At 59.8% G+C, this 18,217-nt stretch carries 20 protein-coding genes and 1 pseudogene; 10 read left to right on the top strand and 11 right to left on the bottom strand.

The genetic code is table 11. From position 1 onward, the window contains the following. Nucleotides 1-77: 77 nt before the first annotated feature. The 7 genes from ACLEXF_RS03715 to ACLEXF_RS03685 all read left to right on the top strand — a co-directional run bounded on the left by ACLEXF_RS03715 (nucleotide 78) and on the right by ACLEXF_RS03685 (nucleotide 5,228). On the top strand, nucleotides 78-923 hold the full coding sequence (locus tag ACLEXF_RS03715) for a LysR substrate-binding domain-containing protein (protein WP_004205942.1): 846 nt from the start codon (nucleotides 78-80) through the stop codon (nucleotides 921-923). Nucleotides 924-1,125: 202 nt separating this feature from the next. Further along, entirely contained in the window at nucleotides 1,126-1,548 is a 423-nt protein-coding gene (locus ACLEXF_RS03710) for a VOC family protein (protein WP_004205943.1), read from the top strand. 155 nt (nucleotides 1,549-1,703) lie between these two features. Further along, nucleotides 1,704-2,891 (top strand): MFS transporter, encoded by a 1,188-nt coding sequence (locus tag ACLEXF_RS03705; protein WP_004205944.1) that lies wholly within the window; start codon nucleotides 1,704-1,706, stop codon nucleotides 2,889-2,891. Nucleotides 2,892-3,120: 229 nt separating this feature from the next. Continuing rightward, nucleotides 3,121-3,411 carry a hypothetical protein gene (locus tag ACLEXF_RS03700; protein WP_004205945.1) on the top strand — a complete coding sequence of 97 codons (291 nt, stop codon included), beginning with the start codon at nucleotides 3,121-3,123 and terminating at the stop codon, nucleotides 3,409-3,411. A 202-nt stretch (nucleotides 3,412-3,613) separates the two neighbouring features. Next, nucleotides 3,614-4,375 (top strand): trans-aconitate 2-methyltransferase, encoded by a 762-nt coding sequence (gene tam, locus ACLEXF_RS03695; RefSeq protein ID WP_060655803.1) that lies wholly within the window; start codon nucleotides 3,614-3,616, stop codon nucleotides 4,373-4,375. Between the two features lie 161 nt (nucleotides 4,376-4,536). After that, the gene (locus tag ACLEXF_RS03690; RefSeq protein WP_049115607.1) at nucleotides 4,537-4,857 is read left to right on the top strand and encodes a carboxymuconolactone decarboxylase family protein; all 321 of its coding nucleotides are present in this window, start codon (nucleotides 4,537-4,539) and stop codon (nucleotides 4,855-4,857) included. Beyond that, nucleotides 4,848-5,228 (top strand): tautomerase family protein, encoded by a 381-nt coding sequence (locus ACLEXF_RS03685; RefSeq protein WP_004205951.1) that lies wholly within the window; start codon nucleotides 4,848-4,850, stop codon nucleotides 5,226-5,228. The genes ACLEXF_RS03690 and ACLEXF_RS03685 overlap by 10 nt, the downstream gene beginning before the upstream one ends. A 209-nt stretch (nucleotides 5,229-5,437) precedes the next feature. Here ACLEXF_RS03685 and ACLEXF_RS03680 read toward each other — a convergent pair whose 3' ends face one another. The 7 genes from ACLEXF_RS03680 to sad form a co-directional block, all read right to left on the bottom strand. Next, nucleotides 5,438-5,884, bottom strand: coding sequence for a GNAT family N-acetyltransferase (locus ACLEXF_RS03680; RefSeq protein ID WP_049115609.1), 447 nt, complete (start codon nucleotides 5,882-5,884; stop codon nucleotides 5,438-5,440). A 258-nt stretch (nucleotides 5,885-6,142) separates the two neighbouring features. Then, nucleotides 6,143-7,594: a tagaturonate reductase gene (locus ACLEXF_RS03675; RefSeq protein ID WP_049003684.1), complete on the bottom strand. Its 1,452-nt coding sequence runs from the start codon at nucleotides 7,592-7,594 to the stop codon at nucleotides 6,143-6,145. A gap of 113 nt (nucleotides 7,595-7,707) precedes the next feature. Next, the gene (locus ACLEXF_RS03670) at nucleotides 7,708-8,238 is read right to left on the bottom strand and encodes a GNAT family N-acetyltransferase (RefSeq protein WP_049092133.1); all 531 of its coding nucleotides are present in this window, start codon (nucleotides 8,236-8,238) and stop codon (nucleotides 7,708-7,710) included. A 77-nt stretch (nucleotides 8,239-8,315) separates the two neighbouring features. After that, nucleotides 8,316-9,740, bottom strand: a complete 1,425-nt coding sequence (locus ACLEXF_RS03665; protein ID WP_064187247.1) for a GGDEF domain-containing protein — start codon at nucleotides 9,738-9,740, stop codon at nucleotides 8,316-8,318. Between the two features lie 114 nt (nucleotides 9,741-9,854). Further along, on the bottom strand, nucleotides 9,855-10,223 hold the full coding sequence (locus ACLEXF_RS03660; protein WP_064190025.1) for a DUF4186 domain-containing protein: 369 nt from the start codon (nucleotides 10,221-10,223) through the stop codon (nucleotides 9,855-9,857). Next, nucleotides 10,223-11,149, bottom strand: coding sequence for a glutaminase B (glsB, locus tag ACLEXF_RS03655; RefSeq protein ID WP_004205960.1), 927 nt, complete (start codon nucleotides 11,147-11,149; stop codon nucleotides 10,223-10,225). Before glsB ends, ACLEXF_RS03660 begins: the two co-directional genes overlap by 1 nt. Nucleotides 11,150-11,229: 80 nt before the next feature. After that, nucleotides 11,230-12,615 (bottom strand): succinate-semialdehyde dehydrogenase, encoded by a 1,386-nt coding sequence (sad, locus tag ACLEXF_RS03650; RefSeq protein WP_004205961.1) that lies wholly within the window; start codon nucleotides 12,613-12,615, stop codon nucleotides 11,230-11,232. 106 nt (nucleotides 12,616-12,721) lie between these two features. On the opposite strand from sad, the gene ptrR reads away from it, so the two are divergent. Beyond that, on the top strand, nucleotides 12,722-13,600 hold the full coding sequence (ptrR, locus tag ACLEXF_RS03645; protein ID WP_004205962.1) for a putrescine utilization regulator PtrR: 879 nt from the start codon (nucleotides 12,722-12,724) through the stop codon (nucleotides 13,598-13,600). Here the strand turns inward: ptrR and ACLEXF_RS03640 are convergent. After that, a complete protein-coding gene (locus tag ACLEXF_RS03640; RefSeq protein WP_017900361.1) occupies nucleotides 13,554-14,036 on the bottom strand; it encodes a GNAT family N-acetyltransferase in 483 nt (160 codons plus the stop codon). The genes ptrR and ACLEXF_RS03640 overlap by 47 nt on opposite strands. 145 nt (nucleotides 14,037-14,181) lie before the next feature. Between ACLEXF_RS03640 and ACLEXF_RS03635 the strand changes: the two genes are divergently transcribed. Continuing rightward, entirely contained in the window at nucleotides 14,182-15,126 is a 945-nt protein-coding gene (locus ACLEXF_RS03635) for an L-lactate dehydrogenase (protein ID WP_017900360.1), read from the top strand. 21 nt (nucleotides 15,127-15,147) lie between these two features. On the opposite strand, the pseudogene ACLEXF_RS03630 reads toward ACLEXF_RS03635, so the two are convergent. Both ACLEXF_RS03630 and ACLEXF_RS03625 read right to left on the bottom strand, forming a co-directional pair. Continuing rightward, nucleotides 15,148-15,228: pseudogene (locus ACLEXF_RS03630) on the bottom strand (DeoR/GlpR transcriptional regulator); the annotation flags it as partial. Next, on the bottom strand, nucleotides 15,228-16,022 hold the full coding sequence (locus tag ACLEXF_RS03625; protein WP_407259799.1) for a PhzF family phenazine biosynthesis protein: 795 nt from the start codon (nucleotides 16,020-16,022) through the stop codon (nucleotides 15,228-15,230). The gene ACLEXF_RS03625 and the pseudogene ACLEXF_RS03630, both read right to left, overlap by 1 nt. Nucleotides 16,023-16,223: 201 nt before the next feature. Between ACLEXF_RS03625 and ACLEXF_RS03620 the strand changes: the two genes are divergently transcribed. Further along, complete coding sequence (locus ACLEXF_RS03620) at nucleotides 16,224-17,423, top strand: sugar transporter (RefSeq protein WP_043519538.1); 1,200 nt, start codon at nucleotides 16,224-16,226, stop codon at nucleotides 17,421-17,423. A 67-nt stretch (nucleotides 17,424-17,490) separates the two neighbouring features. Here ACLEXF_RS03620 and ACLEXF_RS03615 read toward each other — a convergent pair whose 3' ends face one another. Continuing rightward, nucleotides 17,491-18,159 carry a MarC family NAAT transporter gene (locus ACLEXF_RS03615; RefSeq protein WP_004205969.1) on the bottom strand — a complete coding sequence of 223 codons (669 nt, stop codon included), beginning with the start codon at nucleotides 18,157-18,159 and terminating at the stop codon, nucleotides 17,491-17,493. Nucleotides 18,160-18,217: the final 58 nt, after the last annotated feature.

The raw sequence follows: 18,217 nt of genomic DNA, 5'->3' as shown, positions 1-18,217 counted from the left end.
GATGAGTGATGCCGGAGGCTTACCATCTCTTTTAAAGATGATAAGATCAACATCATTATCATATTGAGAATAAAAATATGAACCACAGCACACTGCAGATTTTTATCCAGGTGGCCGACACGCAAAGCGTCACCCTGGCAGCAAAACGGCTGGGCCGCGCCCAGTCTAATATCACCACCCGTATTCAGCAGCTGGAAGAGGAGCTTGCCGTGGAACTTTTCGTCCGCGGCAACAAAAAAATGGTACTGTCGCCGGCAGGCGTACAGTTCCTCAGCTATGCCCGGCGGATCCTGAGCCTGGCGGAGGAGGCAAAGCAGGCTCTGCATCCGACCACACCCGGCGGCAGCCTGCGTTTGGGCGCGATGGAGGCGACCGCCGCCAGCCGTCTGCCGCCGCTGCTTACCCGCTTCCAACAGCAATGCCCGCAGGTGGATGTCACCCTCAGCACCCGGCCGACCCGCCAGTTAACCGAGGGGGTATTTACCGCCGCCCTCGATGCCGCGCTGGTCTGCCTGCCGCCAGGGCCGGATGGCCAACCGACATGCCCGCCCGGGCTGGAATCTGTCCCGGTGTTTCAGGAAACCCTGATGCTGGTCCGGCCGCAGGGCGCTGGCCCGCTGCGGTTCGCGGCATTTACCAGCGGCTGCAGCTATCGGGCGTTAGGAGAGCGCTGGCTGGCGGAGCAACAGGCGGCCGTCGAGGTGCATGAGGTTAGTTCCTATCACAGCATGCTGGCCTGCGTGGCCTCCGGGCGCTACGTCTGCCTGCTGCCGCAGAGCGTGCTGTCGCTGATGACGCTTCCCGAAAACTGCCTTAGCGAACCGCTGTGCGAGGCGAGCACCCAGCTTATCTGGCGTCAGGGGTTCAGCACCTCCGCCCTCAGCGAGTGGCGCATCCTGTTGCAAAGCGCTGCGAACGGCTAAGCTAGAAGAGGATTCAGTGACACACGCGCAGAGGGCGAACCAGAGCTCTTGCCGACAAACGCAGAGGCGTTTTGCCGCTACAGTATCAACCCGAGCGACAACAGCGACAGAATCGCTTTTCGCCACAGGTCGCGGCTGTGACACCGCTTTTTTGCCGGGTGGCGGCTGCGCCTGATCCGGCCTACGCCTTATGGGAGTCAATATGTCGTTCTGCCACATGCGCATCGCCAGACCGGTCAGCGAACTGGAGACCAGCGCCAGCATGTATTGTGCCGGGCTGGGGCTGCAGGAACTTGGCAGCTTTACCGATCATGAAGGATTTAGCGGGATTATGATCGGCTCCGCGGATGCCAGCTGGCATCTGGAATTCACCCACTGCCGCCACCATCCCGTTACCCCCTCGCCAGGAGATGAAGATCTGCTGGTGCTGTACTATCCGCAGCGTCAGGCCTGGGAGGCACAATGCAGCGCCATGGACGCCGCCGGGTTTCTGCGCGTCACGGCGTTCAACCCCTACTGGGAGGTCAACGGCGTCACTTTCGTCGACCGCGACGGCTATCGCACCGTGCTGCAAAACCGCGCCTGGGGCGTGGTGGGCGATGAGTCGCATGTGGCGGCGAGCTGACGATGATCGGGGCTGGCGTCAACCGCTGCAAAAGCAATTATTTACCTTCGGACAGACAACGTTCCCGTCGGTTACCGATAAAACGCCTTCCCGACTCGCCAGCCTTCTCGCGGCGCGCTATGCTAAACATCCCTATGTATTAACCCTTTATCCCTATGAGCACTTCCGTCAGCACCACGCAGCTTAATTTGCGCATCATTTCGATCGTTGTTTTTACCTGTATCTGCTATCTCTCCATTGGTCTGCCACTGGCCGTTCTACCGGGTTATATTCACTATCAGCTGGGCTACAGCACCTTTGTCGCCGGTATAGTGATCAGTCTGCAGTACATCTCCACGCTAATAAGCCGGCCGCACGCCGGGCGCTATACCGATATATGGGGCCCGAAAAGAGTGGTTAGCCTCGGGATCGTCTGCTGTCTGCTTAGCGGCGCCTTCACGCTGCTGGCGGTAATGTTGCAGACGATGCCCATGCTGGCGATTGCCGCGCTGTTGGCGGGCCGGGTATTTCTTGGCGTCGGCGAGAGCTTTACCGCCACCGGAGCCACCCTCTGGGGGATCAAAACCGTCGGCGCGATCCATACGTCACGGGTGATCTCGTGGAACGGCGTAGCAACCTATGTGGCGATGGCGGTGGGCGCGCCGCTGGGGGTCACTCTTAACCACTATTTCGGCATCAGCGGCTTTGCCACGGTGGTGGTGATGGTCGCCGCCATCGGCCTGCTGTTCGCCCGCACGCGGCAAGACGTCAGCGTGACCGCCGGTGTCAGAGCGCCCTTTCACGCGGTGGTGCGCAAAATCTGGCCTTATGGCCTGGGGCTGGCCTTTGGCACCGTCGGTTTCGGCGTTATCGCCACCTTTATCACCCTTTACTTTGCCGCGCACAGCTGGCAGGGCGCCGCGTTTACCCTCTCGCTGTTCAGCGTCGGTTTTATCTGTGTTCGCCTGGTGCTGGGGAATACCATCACCCGCTACGGCGGAGTCCCGGTCTCCCTGGCCTGCTTCGTCATCGAATGTCTCGGTCTGCTGCTTATCTGGCTGGCGCCGTCAGCCTGGGTGGCGGGCATCGGCGCCTTCCTCACCGGCTCGGGTTTTTCGCTGGTCTTCCCGGCGTTGGGGGTTGAGGCGGTAAAACAGGTGGAAGAGCAAAACCAGGGGACCGCCCTCGGCACCTACTCGGCGTTCCTTGACCTCGCGCTGGGGCTGACCGGGCCGCTGGCCGGCTGGGTCGCCGGCTACTACGATCTCGCCACCCTGTATCTGCTGGCGGCGATCGTCGTCGTGTTCGCTTTCCTGCTGATTTTACGCGTACATCTGCAACAGCGGGCAGCGGTCAGGACGTAGCCAGGCCCGGATCGCGGATCGCCGCGGGCTGCCGACACCGGCAAAAAACGAATCGGCAATTGACGACGATTCGGCTTCCGTGCCAACATCCCCCTCAGCGTCTGGCGACAGATGCAAGGACGGTGGCGGAAAACAACAGAGATCGCGCAACGATCCAGCCCGCCGCCGTAGTCCAATCCGAATCACTGACCCACACGGTGAATTCCTGATTCTGGCGGGAAACACAGACATGCACCAAAGTTTTAATCAGCGCGTTCATTTCTATTACTGCGTCCTGGTCGCGCTGAAGATGCACGGAAAGTCGAAAAAGTCGGGCGGTATCCGTGGAAAGAACAACTTTCTGCTGAAATGGCTGCGCCGGGCGCAGGATAACAACATTTTCCATCCCGATATCACCAGTGAAATCGAATGGCTGCGCGGGAAGATTATTCAGGCCGGCTACGATACCGATCTCGAGCCGATGCTGGATTTTGTTTACGCCACCGCCAGCCGCGCCGAAGCGCTGAAGAACGCCGAATAAGCCACTGCGCCCGCTGCGGGCGCAGATGCTGACCAATCCGCTTCCCCTCACAATGTGCCCATACCGCACGCGATATCCTGCTGATGCCATTTTATCTGTGACAGTGTCACGCTGCCAGGTGCTGCAGGGGATCATTTCTCCTGACAGGCGGCCCTGGGCGTTCTATGCTTTGCCCTGTCTCCCTCACACAGGACAACGCCCGATGGCTGACTGGAATCCTTCGCTTTATCTGCAGTTTGACGCTGAGCGCACCCGCCCGGCGGCTGACCTGCTTTCCCGTATCGCTCACCTGCAGGTTGAGAGCGTCGTTGACCTCGGCTGCGGGCCGGGCAACAGTACCCGCCTGCTGCGTGCCGCCTGGCCGCTGGCGGCGATCGTCGGTATCGATAACTCCCCGGCCATGCTGGACCAGGCGGCGCGGGCCTTACCCGACTGTGAGTTCATCGAGGCCGATATCGCCAGCTGGCGGCCTGCGCAACCGCCAGACGTGATCTATGCCAACGCCTCGCTGCAGTGGCTGGCGGATCATGAGACGCTGTTTCCGCATCTGGTGAATCAGCTGGCGGATAACGGTACGCTGGCGGTGCAGATGCCGGATAACTGGCAGGAGCCCTCCCATACTCTGATGCGTCAGGTCGCCGGCGAGCTGGGATTGCCGGACCGCGGCCGCCAGCCCTTGCTTCCGCCGGACGCCTGGTACGATCTGCTCACCCGTCAGGGCTGTGAAGTTGATATCTGGCGCACCACCTATCTTCATCCGCTCGCTTCTCATCAGGCGATAGTCGACTGGCTGCAGGGCACCGGATTGCGACCTTATCTGACGGACCTCGATGAGCAGGCCAAAAGCGCCTTTCTGACCCGCTATTTGGCATTGTTGGCCGACCACTATCCGTTACAGTGTAACGGAATGGTGCTTCTACGCTTTCCACGTCTGTTTATCGTGGCGCGAAAAATAGCCGCCTGACGGTTGCCTTGAGCGTGGCGTAAAACATAACCAATACATAAGCAAGTCGAGCCAGCAAACATTCCTGTTTTTCAGGATCAATTATCCTGAACATTGCGATATTCAACACATTCCTCAGCGTGCGACAGTGACGACCACTTCAACCTGTAACGGGAGTCACCATGGATACCACCCCTGTCGATCGCCACACGCTGGCTGCCATTGCGCCAAAACTGGCAGAACTGACCGAAACGGTGCTGTTTGGCGATATCTGGGCGCGCAGCGAGCTGTCGCCCCGGGAACGCAGCTTAATCACCCTCTCCGCCCTGACGGCGCTGGGCAAAACCGAGCAACTGCCCTGGCATATCGCCTACGGCTATCAAAATGGCCTGAGCCAGGAGGAAATTGTCGAATTATTTACCCACCTGGCGTTCTACGCCGGCTGGCCGGCGGCGGCCAGCGCCCTGACCTGCCTGAACGCGCAGGAGGCGCCATGCCTCTGACCCGAATTTCGCTTGGTACGGCATGGCGTCCCGCGGAGTTTGCTCAGCTGTCGGCGCTATTCCATGAGTGCCTGGTGGCGGAGTTTGCCGTGCCGCCGGCGGACAAATTTCAGTTTATCGAGCAGACCGCCGACGGGCAGCGCATTTACGACCCGCATTATCTTAGCGGCGGTCGCAGCGATCGCTTCGTGCTGTTTCATATTTTCGCCGGAAAACCGCGCCGCCGGGCGCAGAAACAGGGTCTCTATCGTCGGCTCTGCGCGCGGTTAGCCGATGAGATGGCGGTCAGCCCGCAGGACGTGATGGTGGTGATCCAGTTTAACCAGCTGGAGGACTGGAGTTTTAGCGCCGGCAAAATGGCGGGTGAATAAGTCAGGCGGCGCCTGCAGGGGCGCCGCGATTCAGGCTATTTAGTTGCTACCAGGCGAGATGATGCACCAGTGACAGATCCCAGGCCGTCGCCAATAGCGAAAGAAACATTATCAGATTGACCACTGTTTCGAGACGTTTTTCCATCGTTGCTTCTCCTGAGCCTGTTTCCCCTGTTATAGCGGGAAAAGCTTAACAGCATCTTATCGCTTCAGGAGTCAAGGGTGATCCTGTAGCGTACATAATCGTCAGCTGGGGTGAATTCATCATACAGGTGGCGGGCGGGATTATCACGGCGAGTATGCCAGTACAGACGTGACCAGCCTTGATCAGCCCCTTCGGTTTGCAGCGACTTAATCAGCGTTCTGGCAATGCCTTGTCCGCGGAAGGCTGGATCGACGAACAGATCCTCCAGATAGCAGATTGGCGTGGTGACCCAGGTGCCTTCGTGCAGAATGCAGATAGCGAATCCCACCACCGTATCATCCACCACCGCGACCCTGCCCAGCACGGGTGAGTTCACGTCCAGCATCCGCTGCCAGGTGCATTCGGTCACCTCTTCCGGCTGCGGACTGCCGTAGAAGTGGGTATAGCCTTCCCAGAGCTGAAGCCATTCGGCTTTGTCATGCGGCCGTACTTCCCGGATATCGATGACCATGCGAGTTTCCTTACAGATGAATGAATTAGCCTGCGAACATTGGCAGGAACCAGGTATTAAGGCCATTATTTTCCTGCGCAGATATTTGTTCAAGCGGCTTAACCATAATTCCCGCCTGCGCAGGGCGATTTGGCACTAAAAAGCCTTTTGCAGCGGGGCTGCTGACCGGCTTTATCGGGACAATAAAAAAGTATGTTGTAACTAATTTGAGTGCCAATAAACCCGGCCGCAGCCGGGTGAAGAGAAGAGACTTCGCTATCAGCAGAGCGGCCTGACGGCGTCGCGCATCCCGCGGGTCAGAATAGCGTCAAGGTCAGCGGCGACCTGATCCACCAGTCCGGGGATCTGGCTTAGATCCTGCTCCCAGTGGGACTCCACGCTGAGCACAGCGGAAACCAGCTCGCGGGTGCTTATCTGACCGTCGCGATGGCGGGCCCAGAGCGTCTGGTAGCGCGTCAGCCAGTCAGCATCATCCTGTACCGGATAGCTTGTCCCCTCCCGCTCTCCTCGGTAGAAGGCGATCAGCGCCGCCAGCGCGAAGGTCAGGCGCGGCGGCAGCGTGCCATGCGCCTTCTGCCCTGCCAGCAGCTGCGGCAGAATACGGGTGCGGTACTTGGTCATGCCGTTGAGGGCGATCGAGAGCAGCTGATGTTTGATATAGGGATTGCGGAAGCGCCCGGTCACGGCGCTGGCGAATGACACCAGCTCATCGCGCGGCAGGTCCAGCACCGGAATAATCTCGTCATAAATCGCTTTTTCGACAAACGCGCAAATCTCCGCGTCGTTCATCGCTTCGCCGACGGTGTCGATTCCAGCCTGGAAGGCCACCGGCACCAGGGCGGTGTGCGCCCCGTTAAGGATCGCCACTTTGCGCTCTTTATAGGGCTTGATATCGTCGACGATACGCACATTCAGCGGCAGCTTATCGAGACGCAGCTCGCTGGCCAGCGAAGCGGGCCCCTGGATAACAAACAGATAGAAGTGCTCAGCGGTATCGAGGAAAGCGTCTTGATAGCCGGTTTGCGCCTCCAGAGCCGCCACTTCATCGCGCGGATAGCCGGTCACAATGCGATCCACCAGGGTGGAACAGAAGGTGTTCGCCGAGGTGAGCCAGTTGATAAAGTCCTGCGGCAGCTGCCACTCGGCGGCATAGCGCAGGACCAGGGCCTGCAGCGCCTCACCGTTATAATCGATCAGTTCGCAGGGGATAATCACCCATCCCTTATCGGCTGCGCCGGCGAAATGCTGGTAACGCTCAAACAGCAGGCGGGTTAGTTTCGCCGGATAGCTGACCGGCGGCGCGTCGTCAAACCGATCCCCGGCATGGTAGCTGATGCCTGCCTCGGTGGTATTGGAGAAGACAAACCGTATCTCCGGGTTATGCGCCAGTCGTAAAAAAGCGTCGTAGTCAGCGTAAGCGCTGATTTCGCGGTTGACCGATCGGATCAACCGCGCGTCGCTAACCGCTTCGCCCTGCTCGTTGAGACCACGGATAATGGTGGTATAGAGGCCGTCCTGGGTGTTCAGAGACGGTGGAAAATCCGTGTCAATGGGGCGAACGACCACGATGCCCGCATTCAGGTCGGTATGCTCGTTGAGCAGGTCGATCTGCCAGTCAACGAATGCGCGCAGGAAGTTGCCTTCACCAAACTGGACGATACGGTCAGGGTACTGCGCGCCGGGGAAATCACGACGGTTTAATGTTTTCACAATGGGTTCCCTCTAATAGTAGTCATACAACCTGAGTAATTGGTCCAATAAGTTATCAGGTTTTACGACCACTGAAACCCTGTTTTGATCAAAGCATTCTGCAATAGCGGCCGTCAGGGCAGAAACTTATAGAACAGCGAGGTGGCAGTCATCTTGCCGTCTGGCATCAGCGCATAGCGCGGAATTTCCCCCACTTTTTCCCAACCGCAGCGAACATAGAACTGCTCCGCCCCGCTGCCGGTCGCCGTGTCCAGCACCAGCACTGTCTTCCCTTCCCGGCGAGCGGTCTGCTCCAGCTCCGCCATCAGCGCGTTGGCAATACCCTGGCGGCGGGCATTTTGGTGAACCAAAAGTTTGGCGACATCCGCACGATGCGGCTGATTTTCCGGCTGGCTGATAATCAGCTGCACGGTGCCGACGGGGCGTCCATCAGCGTCAAGGGCGGCCAGCACGATGCGCTCCCCGGCCGCCACGCTGTCGGCGGTGCGTTGCCAGAAGGTCGTCGCGGTTTGCAGACTGAAAGGCAGCATAAAGCTCACCGAGGCGCCGCCGTTAACGCAGCTGGCCAGGATATCGCTTAATGCCGGAAGATGATGAAGAATATCGTCACGCGACAGCGTGCGCAGTGAAAAGGATGTGGTCATAAGAGCTCCCTGTTATCGACCACATCACTATGTTTTTAACCAAAAATTAACACAAGAGAGATCCTGATAGGATTTTCTTATGGCGCGCTTTCGGTGAGCGCCGGCATACAGATGCGGTTACGGCCGGTCTGTTTGGCTTTGACCATTTCATCATCCGCCGCCAGCAGCAGCTGGTTAAACAGTTCGGTAATGCGGGCTTGGCCCACCTCGCGGGTCTCCAGTCCCATACTGATGGTCAGATGGATCGGGTTCTGACCGAGGCCGAAGGGTTGCGACTCCACACCGTGGCGGATCTTCTCCGCCAGCACATAGCCCTGCTGAGCGCTGTCGACGACGGCGGCCACCGCAAACTCCTCGCCGCCGATACGGGCAACCATCCCCTGCTCGCCCACCAGGTGTCGAACCTGCTGGGCAAACTGGGTCAGCACGCAATCGCCGCCTTCATGGCCCAGAGCATCATTCACTCGCTTGAAGCCATCGATATCCAGCACCATCACCGTCAGCAGCTTATCCGCCGGCAGCGCCTGGCGCTTCAGCGCCTCGCTCAGCCCGGAACGGGAATAGACGCGGGTCTGGAAATCAAAATCAGCGCGCAGGGCCAGCTGCTTCACCAGCATGTTAATCGCCTCGACGCTGGAGGCGACGATCACCGGGCTTATCAGCATAGCCGCGATCCCCAGGCGGGTGGAGAACAGCTGCCACGGCTGCATTCGCGTATCCGGCGAAAAGTGAATTAACGAGTTGGCCACCAGCAGTATCTCGCCGATGCCGGTGAGAAAGGTCAACAGGCAGGTCAGCGGCAGCGGATAGCGCACGGCGCACCAGATCAGGGCCGGTAACGGGAAGGTAATGCTGCCGGCGCCGCCCACCGCCACGCCGAGGGCAATCGACAGCACCAGCGCCAGCGCTGGCAGCAGCTGGTGAAAGCGAAAACCGCTTAACGCGGATGGCAGCGTCAGGGTCAGAATAAACGGCAGGATAAGCACCGCCGTCGAGAACTGCTCGCTAAACCAGTCCGCCAGCTGGGGAATAAAGGTGGCGCGCTCGACGTCCACCGACCCCAGCGCGCCGACCGCTGCGCACAGCAACGCGGCTAACAGACAGAAACAGAATAAATTAAGCGCGTTAATCGGGCCTGGCATGGAATCGGCGCGTCGTTTATCCCACAGCACCAGCTGCGCCAGGGTCACAATAAAGACAATATTGGAGAAGTTAATCAGCAATGAGGCAAAGCCCATTCCCCAGCGCGAGGTTAATCCGTCATAGACCAGCATTGCCGCAAAGCAGACGGCATAAAAATAGCTGCGATTAAGCCATACGTAGCGCGCAAAAATCCCGGCCATCACGGCGTTGAGCGGCCAGAAGAAAGAGAGCTCCTGCACCAGACGCAGCATGGCGCCCAGAAAATGCAGCAGTAGCGTTAACGTAAATAAGACCAGTGCATCGCGCACGGGTTGTTCTTCACGAAACAGCGTAAATGACCGAATCGACAGTGAAGACATTCAGTAATTATCCGTCTAATTGTTTCAGGCAATTATTATGTTAATAGTTAGTTAGCGGATTATCATAACATGAGAATATTTATCAGGCATACTCCGGCGCCGATCAAATGCAAATTAGCGCACAGACGGCGCGTTCATCTGCAGCACCAGCCAGCGGTGGATCACCTGCACAATATAGCGCTGTTCCTGCTCGCTCAGCGCGCGGCCGTGGGGAATGGCGTGCCATTTTTCCAGGCAGCCGCGACAGCAGGTGGCGGTCGCGTGCTGGGCGATAAACACCGGGTGACCGCGCATCGGCGTCTGCTTGCCATCATTGGCCGGCGCGGCGGGCGCCAGCCGCTGGCGAATAAAATCGGCGGCGTGCTGGTCGATGACCTCCGGTCCCTTATCGAGACAATATTGCCGCTCTTTCCCACCCAGCCGGAAGCGCGAACGAAACGTCGAGCGCGCCAGACGAGCAAACAACCGATCCTGATCGACCATCAGAACACCGACCTCCCCAGCCGCTGAGTCAGTTTCTCCAGCAGCGCCACCCCGGCCAGCGAGTTACCCGCCTCGTCAAGCTCCGGGCTCCACACCGCGATCGCCATCTCCTGCGGCACGATCGCCACAATTCCGCCGCCGACGCCCGATTTCGCCGGCAGCCCCACGCGCCAGGCGAACTCGCCGGCGTTCTGGTACATGCCGCTGGTCATCATCAGGGCATTCACCTGACGGGACTGGATAGGCGCGATAACCGGCTTTTCCAGGTGCGGGGCGATACCGCGATCGGCGAGGAAGAGAAAGGTTCGCGCCAGCTCGACGCAGCTCATCTCCAGCGAACAGTAATGAAAATAGTTCTGCAGCACGGTGGTGACGTCGTTATGGAAGTTGCCGAAGGATTTCATCAGCCAGGCGATGGCGGCGTTGCGCGCCGAATGCTCAAACTCAGAGCGGGCCACCAGCGGATCGTAGGCGATATCGGCCACGCCGCTGAGGCGGCGGACAATCTCCAGCATCCGCTGACGCGGCGCGCTGAGCCGGCTCTGCAGCATGTCGCAAACCACCAGCGCCCCGGCGTTGATAAACGGGTTGCGCGGTTTACCCTGCTCGATCTCCAGCTGCAGCAGCGAGTTAAACGGCTGGCCAGAGGGATCTTTCCCCACCCGCTGCCAGATCTCTTCTTCCTGATAGTGGTTCATGGCCACCACCAGACTCAATACTTTGGAGATCGACTGGATGGAGAATCGTTCATGCGCATCGCCGGCGGCAAAATGTTGCCCGTCCACTGTACTGATAGCGATGCCAAGCTTGTCGCCGCTGACGCTGGCCAGCGCCGGAATATAATCCGCCACTTTACCGCGGCCAATCAGCGGCCTGATTTCTGCCAGAATGGCTTCCAGCATTGCGTTATTGATCACCGTCGCCACACGCGGCTCCTTGCCCACCGTCGAATTTTGGTGGGCGAGTATAGCAGACGAGAACGACGGTCGTCAGGGGCAAACGCAGATTAGCGACGGTCTTTCCAGACGGTCTGCGCATTGCAGAACTCGTGCAGACCAAAATGCGACAGTTCACGACCAAAACCGCTCTTCTTCACGCCGCCGAAAGCCACCCGGGCGTCGCTGGCGCAGTAGCCGTTAAGGAAGACGCCGCCGCACTCCAGCTCGCGGGCAAAGCGCTGAGCCTGCGCCTCGTCGGTGGTGTAAACCGTTGCTGACAGGCCAAATTCGCTGTCGTTGGCGAGGGCCAGCGCGTGGTCCGCATCTCGGGCGGTGGTCAGGGTCGCCACCGGACCAAACAGTTCCTGGCGGAAGCCGGTCATTCCGGCGGTGACGTTGCCCAGGACCGTGGGCGCGTAGTAATTGCCCGCCCCTTCGATTTTCTCCGCCCCCAGCAGCAGGGTCGCGCCTTCATCGAGGGTCGCCGTGACCTGCTGGTGCAGTTCATCGCGCAGATCGAATCGCGCCATCGGCCCGACGTAATTCTGCTCGTCGCGCGGATCGCCCATCTTCAGCGCCGCGACAGCGTCGACAAATTTGCGGGTGAAGGCTTCGGCAATGCCGGCTTCGAGGATAAAGCGTTTCGACGCGGCGCACACCTGGCCGCTGTTCTGATAGCGGCCGGTGACGGCGGCCTTTACCGCTTCATCCAGATCGGCGTCGTTCAGGACGATAAAGGGATCGGATCCCCCCAGCTCGAGCACGCATTTTTTCAGCGCTGCGCCCGCCTGAGCGCCAATCGCTTTTCCGGCGCGGACGCTGCCGGTGACGGTCACCGCCGCGATGCGGTCGTCATTGATAATCTGCGAAACGCCGTCATTGGTGGCATTGACCCAGCCAAAAACCCCCTCCGGCAGGCCGGCGGCGGCAAAAATTTCGCCCAGCAGACGGGCGCTGCCCATTACGTTAGGGGCATGCTTCAGCAGGTAGCTGTTGCCGGCCAGCAGGATCGGCACCGCGCCGCGCAGCACCTGCCAGACCGGGAAATTCCACGGCATCACCGCCAGAATGGCTCCCAGCGGACGATATTCGATCACCGCCTGGTTATTTTCCACCAGGGTGGCTTCGGTCGCCAGCATCGCCGGGCCATGTTCGGCATACCAGTCGCAGAGGTTGGCGGATTTCGCCACCTCGCCGCGAGCCTGAGCAATCGGTTTGCCCATCTCGAGCGTGATCGTCTGGGCCACCTCTTCACCGCGGGCGCGCAGCTCGGCCCCAATGCGGCGCAGCGCGTCGGCGCGTGCGGCGAGCGGCGTCTGACGCCACTGGCGATAACCCGCCGCGGCGAGAGCGATAGCCGCGTCGACCTCGCGTTCGCTGGCCCACGGCAGCGAGGAGACCACCTCACCGGTAGTCGGGTTGACGGAGACGGCGTGCGTTGCAGATAAATTCATCGTTATTCTCTCTCTCGTTGCTTGCGAAGTGAGCGTATTCTGGCTTACCTTTCCATTCATTGAAAATGAATAATATTAAGCAACGCATTCACAAAAGAAGAATGGTATGGACCTGACTCAACTTGAGATGTTTAACGCTGTCGCCAGCACCGGCAGCATCACCCAGGCGGCGCAAAAAGTGCATCGTGTGCCGTCCAACCTCACCACTCGCATCCGCCAGCTGGAGGCTGATCTTGGCGTTGAGCTGTTTATTCGCGAGAACCAGCGGCTGCGCCTCTCGCCCGCGGGCCACAGCTTTTTACGCTACAGCCAGCAGATCCTCGCCCTGGTTGACGAGGCGCGAATGGTGGTGGCGGGCGACGAACCCCAGGGGCTGTTCTCTCTCGGTTCGCTGGAGAGCACCGCGGCGGTGCGGATCCCCACCACCCTGGCCCACTTTAATCAGCGTTACCCGAAAATTCATCTCGCCCTCTCCACCGGCCCCTCCGGGACGATGATCGACGGCGTGCTGGAGGGAGCCCTGAGCGCCGCGTTCGTTGATGGACCGCTGGTGCATCCGGGCCTGGAGGGGCTGCCGGTGTTCCCTGAAGAGATGATGATCGTCGCCCCCTACGGCCACGCGCCCATCGTCCGCGCCAGCGAAGTGAACGGGGCAAATGTCTACGCTTTTCGCGCCAACTGTTCCTACCGCCGGCATTTTGAGAGCTGGTTCCATGCCGACAGAGCGACCCCGGGCAGGATCCACGAGATGGAGTCTTACCACGGGATGCTGGCCTGCGTGATCGCCGGCGCGGGCCTGGCGTTGATCCCGCGCAGTATGCTGGAGAGTATGCCCGGCCATCAGCAGGTATCCGCCTGGCCGCTGGCGGAAGAGTGGCGCTGGCTCACCACCTGGCTGGTGTGGCGCAGGGGCGCCAAAACCCGCCAGCTGGAGGCGTTTATAGCGCTGCTGAACGAAGATCGGCGAACAGCGGTTTCTCCATAAACACGCTGAGCGGATCGGGCTGGTAAGGGGCAAACGCGCAGCGGGTCTGATAGCCGTTGCGCGTATAGAGGGTGATGGCCGCATGCTGATGGATGCCGGTCTCCAGGCGCAGAGTATGGCAGTCGCGCTGCCGCGCTTTCTCCTCCAGGGCCGCCAGCAGCTTTTCTCCCAGCTGCTGTCCGCGGTGCTGTGGATCGATATAGACCCGCTTCATCTCGCCAAAACCTTCAGCGCTGAGGACAATGGCCCCGCAGCCAACGGCTTCGCCCTGCGGACTGCGAATCGCCAGGGCGATCACTGTCTCTGGCGGCAGCTGGCCGAGGTCCAGCAGATGGTTGCTCTCTGCCGGGTAGAGTGTCTCCTGCCAGGCGTCGAGGGCGGCAATCAGGGCGGTAAATTCGGCGTCGGTGGGGGCGATGTCGGTAACGGTATACATAGGTGAGCTCCTTTTTTTATGCCACTGTAGCGCGCCTCAGGACGGTTTCCGCCATAGCATTAACTTATATTGCCGCTAACCACTTGCGCTAAATCACTGAAACACAGTAATTTTATCCCCTGCCGTTCGTTTTTGAGAGCTGAATATGCACACCAAAGCCCGTAAAGTGATGATTATTGGCGCCGGCAACGTCGGCGCGTCGGCGGCCTACGCGCTGCTCAATCAGAGCATCTGCGAGGAGCTGATCCTCGTCGACATTAACCAACAGCGCGCCGAGGCACACGCTCAGGACCTCAGCGATGCCGCGGCCTATCGGCCGGGGATGATGACCATCTCTACCCGGGAGGCTAGCGACTGCGCTGATGTCGACATCGCGGTGATCACCGTCTCCGGCGGTGCGCTGCGTCCAGGCCAGAGCCGACTGGATGAACTGACCACCACCGCGAAGATAGTGAAGCGCATCGTGCCAACGATGATGGCCAATGGGTTTAACGGCATCTTTCTGGTGGCCACGAACCCCTGCGACATCATCACCTGGCAGGTATGGCAGCTCTCCGGCCTGCCGCGCAGCCAGGTGCTGGGCACCGGCGTCTGGCTGGATACCACCCGCCTGCGCCGTCTGCTGGCGCAGGAGCTGAACATTGGCGCCCAGAGCATCGACGCTTTTATCCTCGGCGAGCACGGCGACACTCAGTTTCCGGTTTGGTCGCACTCCTCGGTGTATGGCTCGCCGATAGCCGACCTCTACCAGCAGCGCACCGGCCGGCCGCTCGACCGCGAGGCGATGGCCGACAAAGTGCGTAAGCTGGGGTTTGAGATCTACGCCGGGAAAGGCTGTACGGAATATGGTGTGGCAGGCACCATCGCCGAGATCTGCCGTAATATTTTTACCGGCAGCCACCGCGCGCTGGCGGTCTCCTGCATTCTTGACGGTGAGTACGGGGTCTGCGGCGCGGCGGCTGGGGTGCCGGCGGTGCTGGCCCAGGGGGGCGTGGAGCAGATTATCGAACTGCGGCTGGCCGACGAAGAGCAGGCGAAGTTCAGCCAGTCGATTGCGGTAATCAAAGCCAATATCGCGCGTCTGCCCTGATGGCAGACGGCGACGTCTGGTTCAGTCGGCAATGATCAGCTGTGGGGAAAGGGTCACCAGCGCCTCGCGGGTCGCTTCCGGCAGGTGGCTGTCGGTAACGATTACCCTCGCAGATAAATCGTTCCGCGCAGATAGGTGGTGGCCTGACCGCCGATCAGCACCCTGTCGCCCTGCCACTGGCAGCGCAGGTCGCCGCCGCGGGCGGAGCCCTGGCGCGCCATCATGGTGGTTTTCCCCAGTTTTTCGCCCCACCAGGGGATCAGCATGCTATGGGCGGAGCCGGTCACCGGATCCTCCGGCACCCCTTCACCCGGGCAGAAGAAGCGGCTGACAAAGTCATATTCCTCATCCGGCGCGCTGACGCAGATCATTTTGCCAAGCGTCTGCAGGCGCGCCATGTCCGGCCGCACCGCTTCAACCTGCTGACGATCCCCCAGCAGCACCAGATAATCGCGCCCTTCACGTACCTCGACGGCCGCCTCGAGGCCTAGTCCGGCCAGCAGGTCCGCCGGCGGATTGGCCACCGGGCTGGTCGTCCACGCCGGGAAATCGAGCGTCAGCCAGTCTCCGCTGCGGGTGACTCGCAGGTCGCCAACGAAGCGGGTGCTGAAGGTGATGGTCGCCGAGGGATGGTCGAGATATTCAAAAATAACGTGCGCCGCGGCCAGGGTGGCATGACCGCAGAGGTTGATCTCGTGCAGCGTGGTAAACCAGCGCAGCTCATAGCCTTCGTCGGTGCGGACGAAGAACGCCGTTTCGGACTGATTATGCTGTTGGGCCATTTTCAGCAGCACATCGTCGGCTAACCACTCGCTGAGGGGGCAGACGGCCGCGGCATTGCCACCGAAGTTTTTATCGCTGAAAGCATCGACCAGATAAAATTGAATTTCCTGCATACACTGTCCTTACTTTTTTTACTTTCCTTCAACATGACATAAAAGCGCCCCTCTGACACTATCCATAGCAAAATTAATTGCTTAACCGCGCCTGGCTGCTTGCAGTGAAATGAGAGACAGATCACATAATGATTGTCTTTTCGCCAGCAAACGTTTTATGATCGGCGTCACATCTTCCCCTGAATCACCAGTCCAGAGCTTATGACTACGAATACGGTCTCACGCAAGGTAGCGTGGCTACGTGTCGTGACGTTGGCCATCGCCGCGTTTATTTTTAACACCACAGAATTCGCCCCGGTCGGTCTGCTGTCGGATATTGCCGACAGCTTCGACATGGAAACCGCCCAGGTGGGCATGATGCTGACCATCTACGCATGGGTGGTGGCGTTAATGTCGCTGCCGTTTATGCTGCTGACCAGCAAAGTGGAGCGCCGGCGGTTGCTCATCGGCCTGTTTATTCTGTTTATCGCCAGCCACGTGCTGTCGTTCTTTGCATGGAATTTTGACGTGCTGGTCATCAGCCGCATCGGCATCGCCTTCGCCCATGCGGTGTTCTGGTCGATAACGTCGGCGCTAGCCATCCGCATGGCACCCCCGGGCAAACGGGCGCAGGCGCTCAGTCTGATCGCCACCGGTACCGCGCTGGCGATGGTGTTTGGGATTCCGATCGGCCGCATCATCGGCCAGTATTTTGGCTGGCGAATGACCTTCCTGGCGATCGGCCTGGGCGCGTTAGCCACCCTGGTCTGCCTGGTGAAACTGCTGCCGACTCTGCCGAGCGAACACTCAGGCTCGCTGAAGAGCCTGCCGGTGCTGTTCCGTCGCCCGGCGCTGGTCAGCGTATACATTCTGACCGTGGTGGTGGTGACCGCACATTATACCGCCTACAGCTATATCGAACCCTTCGTCCAGACGGTGGCGGGTCTGAGCGGCAATTTTGCCACCGTGCTGCTGCTGATCCTCGGCGGGGCCGGGATTATCGGCAGCATTCTGTTCGGCAAGCTCGGTAACCAGCACGCTTCGGGGCTGATAAGCCTCGCCATCGGCCTGCTGCTGGCCTGTCTGCTGCTGCTTCTGCCGGCCTCGCATAACCCGCACCACCTGATGCTGCTCAGCATCTTCTGGGGGGTGGCGATTATGATTATCGGTCTCGGCATGCAGGTGAAAGTGCTGGCCTCCGCCCCGGACGCCACCGACGTCGCCATGTCGCTGTTCTCGGGCATCTTTAATATCGGCATTGGCGCCGGCGCGCTGGTGGGCAGCCAGGTGAGTCTGCATCTCTCTATGGCCTCCATCGGCTATATCGGCGCTATCCCGGCGCTGGCAGGCCTGATCTGGGCCCTGCTGATCTTCCGCCGCTGGCCGGTATCGCTGGAAGAACACCAGCCGCACCACTCTTAATTCAGCCGCAAAAAAAGCCCGCCGGTATCGCTCCGGCGGGCTGTTGTCTCTCTGCGCATCACCGCAGTCAGGGATGCCAGGTCGAAATGATCTCCAGCACGCCATTAATAATAAATTGCACGCCCATGCAGACCAGCAGGAAGCCCATCAGTCGTGAGATGGCCTCAATGCCGCCTTTGCCTACCAGACGCATAATCGCCCCCGAACTGCGCAGGCAACCCCAGAGAATGATCGCCAACAGGGCAAAGATAATCGGCGGCGCCGCCAGCACCACCCACTCCGGGAAGTCCACCCCGTGTTTAACGGTCGAGGCGGAACTAATGATCATCGCGATGGTGCCCGGACCGGCGGTGCTTGGCATCGCCAGCGGCACAAAGGCGATATTGGCGGTCGGCTCATCCTGTAGTTCTTCCGATTTGATCTTCGCTTCCATCGAATCGTGGGCTTTTTGCTGGGGGAACAGCATACGGAAACCGATAAAGGCCACAATCAACCCCCCGGCGATTCGCAGCCCAGGTATTGATATGCCGAATGTATTCATCACCACCTGGCCGGCATACCATGACACCATCAGGATGGCGAAGACATACACCGAGGCCATCAACGCCTGCTTGTTACGCTCGGCGTTGTTCATATTGCCCGCCAGGCCGAGGAACAGCGCCACGGTAGTCAGCGGATTCGCCAGCGGTAAAAGCACCGCCAGGCCGAGCCCTATCGCTTTAAACAAATCGAACATAGTTAAATAAAGTCCCGTAAATATTCATTTTTTAAAGATGGTTTCAATCCGTGAGTAT

The organism is Klebsiella pneumoniae complex sp. WS1778 (genome assembly GCF_049472055.1).
GTDB lineage: Bacteria > Pseudomonadota > Gammaproteobacteria > Enterobacterales > Enterobacteriaceae > Klebsiella > Klebsiella quasipneumoniae.
This window is presented reverse-complemented; position numbering and strand designations above follow the sequence as displayed.

Coding starts and splice junctions, on each gene's coding strand:
- ACLEXF_RS03615 (WP_004205969.1), bottom strand. CDS start 18,159: ATGTTCGATTTGTTTAAAGCGATAGGGCTCGGCCTGGCGGTGCTTTTA.
- ACLEXF_RS03635 (WP_017900360.1), top strand. CDS start 14,182: ATGCACACCAAAGCCCGTAAAGTGATGATTATTGGCGCCGGCAACGTC.
- ACLEXF_RS03660 (WP_064190025.1), bottom strand. CDS start 10,223: ATGGTCGATCAGGATCGGTTGTTTGCTCGTCTGGCGCGCTCGACGTTT.
- ACLEXF_RS03705 (WP_004205944.1), top strand. CDS start 1,704: ATGAGCACTTCCGTCAGCACCACGCAGCTTAATTTGCGCATCATTTCG.
- ACLEXF_RS03620 (WP_043519538.1), top strand. CDS start 16,224: ATGACTACGAATACGGTCTCACGCAAGGTAGCGTGGCTACGTGTCGTG.
- ACLEXF_RS03665 (WP_064187247.1), bottom strand. CDS start 9,740: ATGTCTTCACTGTCGATTCGGTCATTTACGCTGTTTCGTGAAGAACAA.
- ACLEXF_RS03625 (WP_407259799.1), bottom strand. CDS start 16,022: ATGCAGGAAATTCAATTTTATCTGGTCGATGCTTTCAGCGATAAAAAC.
- ACLEXF_RS03710 (WP_004205943.1), top strand. CDS start 1,126: ATGTCGTTCTGCCACATGCGCATCGCCAGACCGGTCAGCGAACTGGAG.
- sad (WP_004205961.1), bottom strand. CDS start 12,615: ATGAATTTATCTGCAACGCACGCCGTCTCCGTCAACCCGACTACCGGT.
- ptrR (WP_004205962.1), top strand. CDS start 12,722: ATGGACCTGACTCAACTTGAGATGTTTAACGCTGTCGCCAGCACCGGC.
- tam (WP_060655803.1), top strand. CDS start 3,614: ATGGCTGACTGGAATCCTTCGCTTTATCTGCAGTTTGACGCTGAGCGC.
- ACLEXF_RS03715 (WP_004205942.1), top strand. CDS start 78: ATGAACCACAGCACACTGCAGATTTTTATCCAGGTGGCCGACACGCAA.
- ACLEXF_RS03670 (WP_049092133.1), bottom strand. CDS start 8,238: ATGACCACATCCTTTTCACTGCGCACGCTGTCGCGTGACGATATTCTT.
- ACLEXF_RS03690 (WP_049115607.1), top strand. CDS start 4,537: ATGGATACCACCCCTGTCGATCGCCACACGCTGGCTGCCATTGCGCCA.
- ACLEXF_RS03700 (WP_004205945.1), top strand. CDS start 3,121: ATGCACCAAAGTTTTAATCAGCGCGTTCATTTCTATTACTGCGTCCTG.
- ACLEXF_RS03685 (WP_004205951.1), top strand. CDS start 4,848: ATGCCTCTGACCCGAATTTCGCTTGGTACGGCATGGCGTCCCGCGGAG.
- ACLEXF_RS03640 (WP_017900361.1), bottom strand. CDS start 14,036: ATGTATACCGTTACCGACATCGCCCCCACCGACGCCGAATTTACCGCC.
- ACLEXF_RS03680 (WP_049115609.1), bottom strand. CDS start 5,884: ATGGTCATCGATATCCGGGAAGTACGGCCGCATGACAAAGCCGAATGG.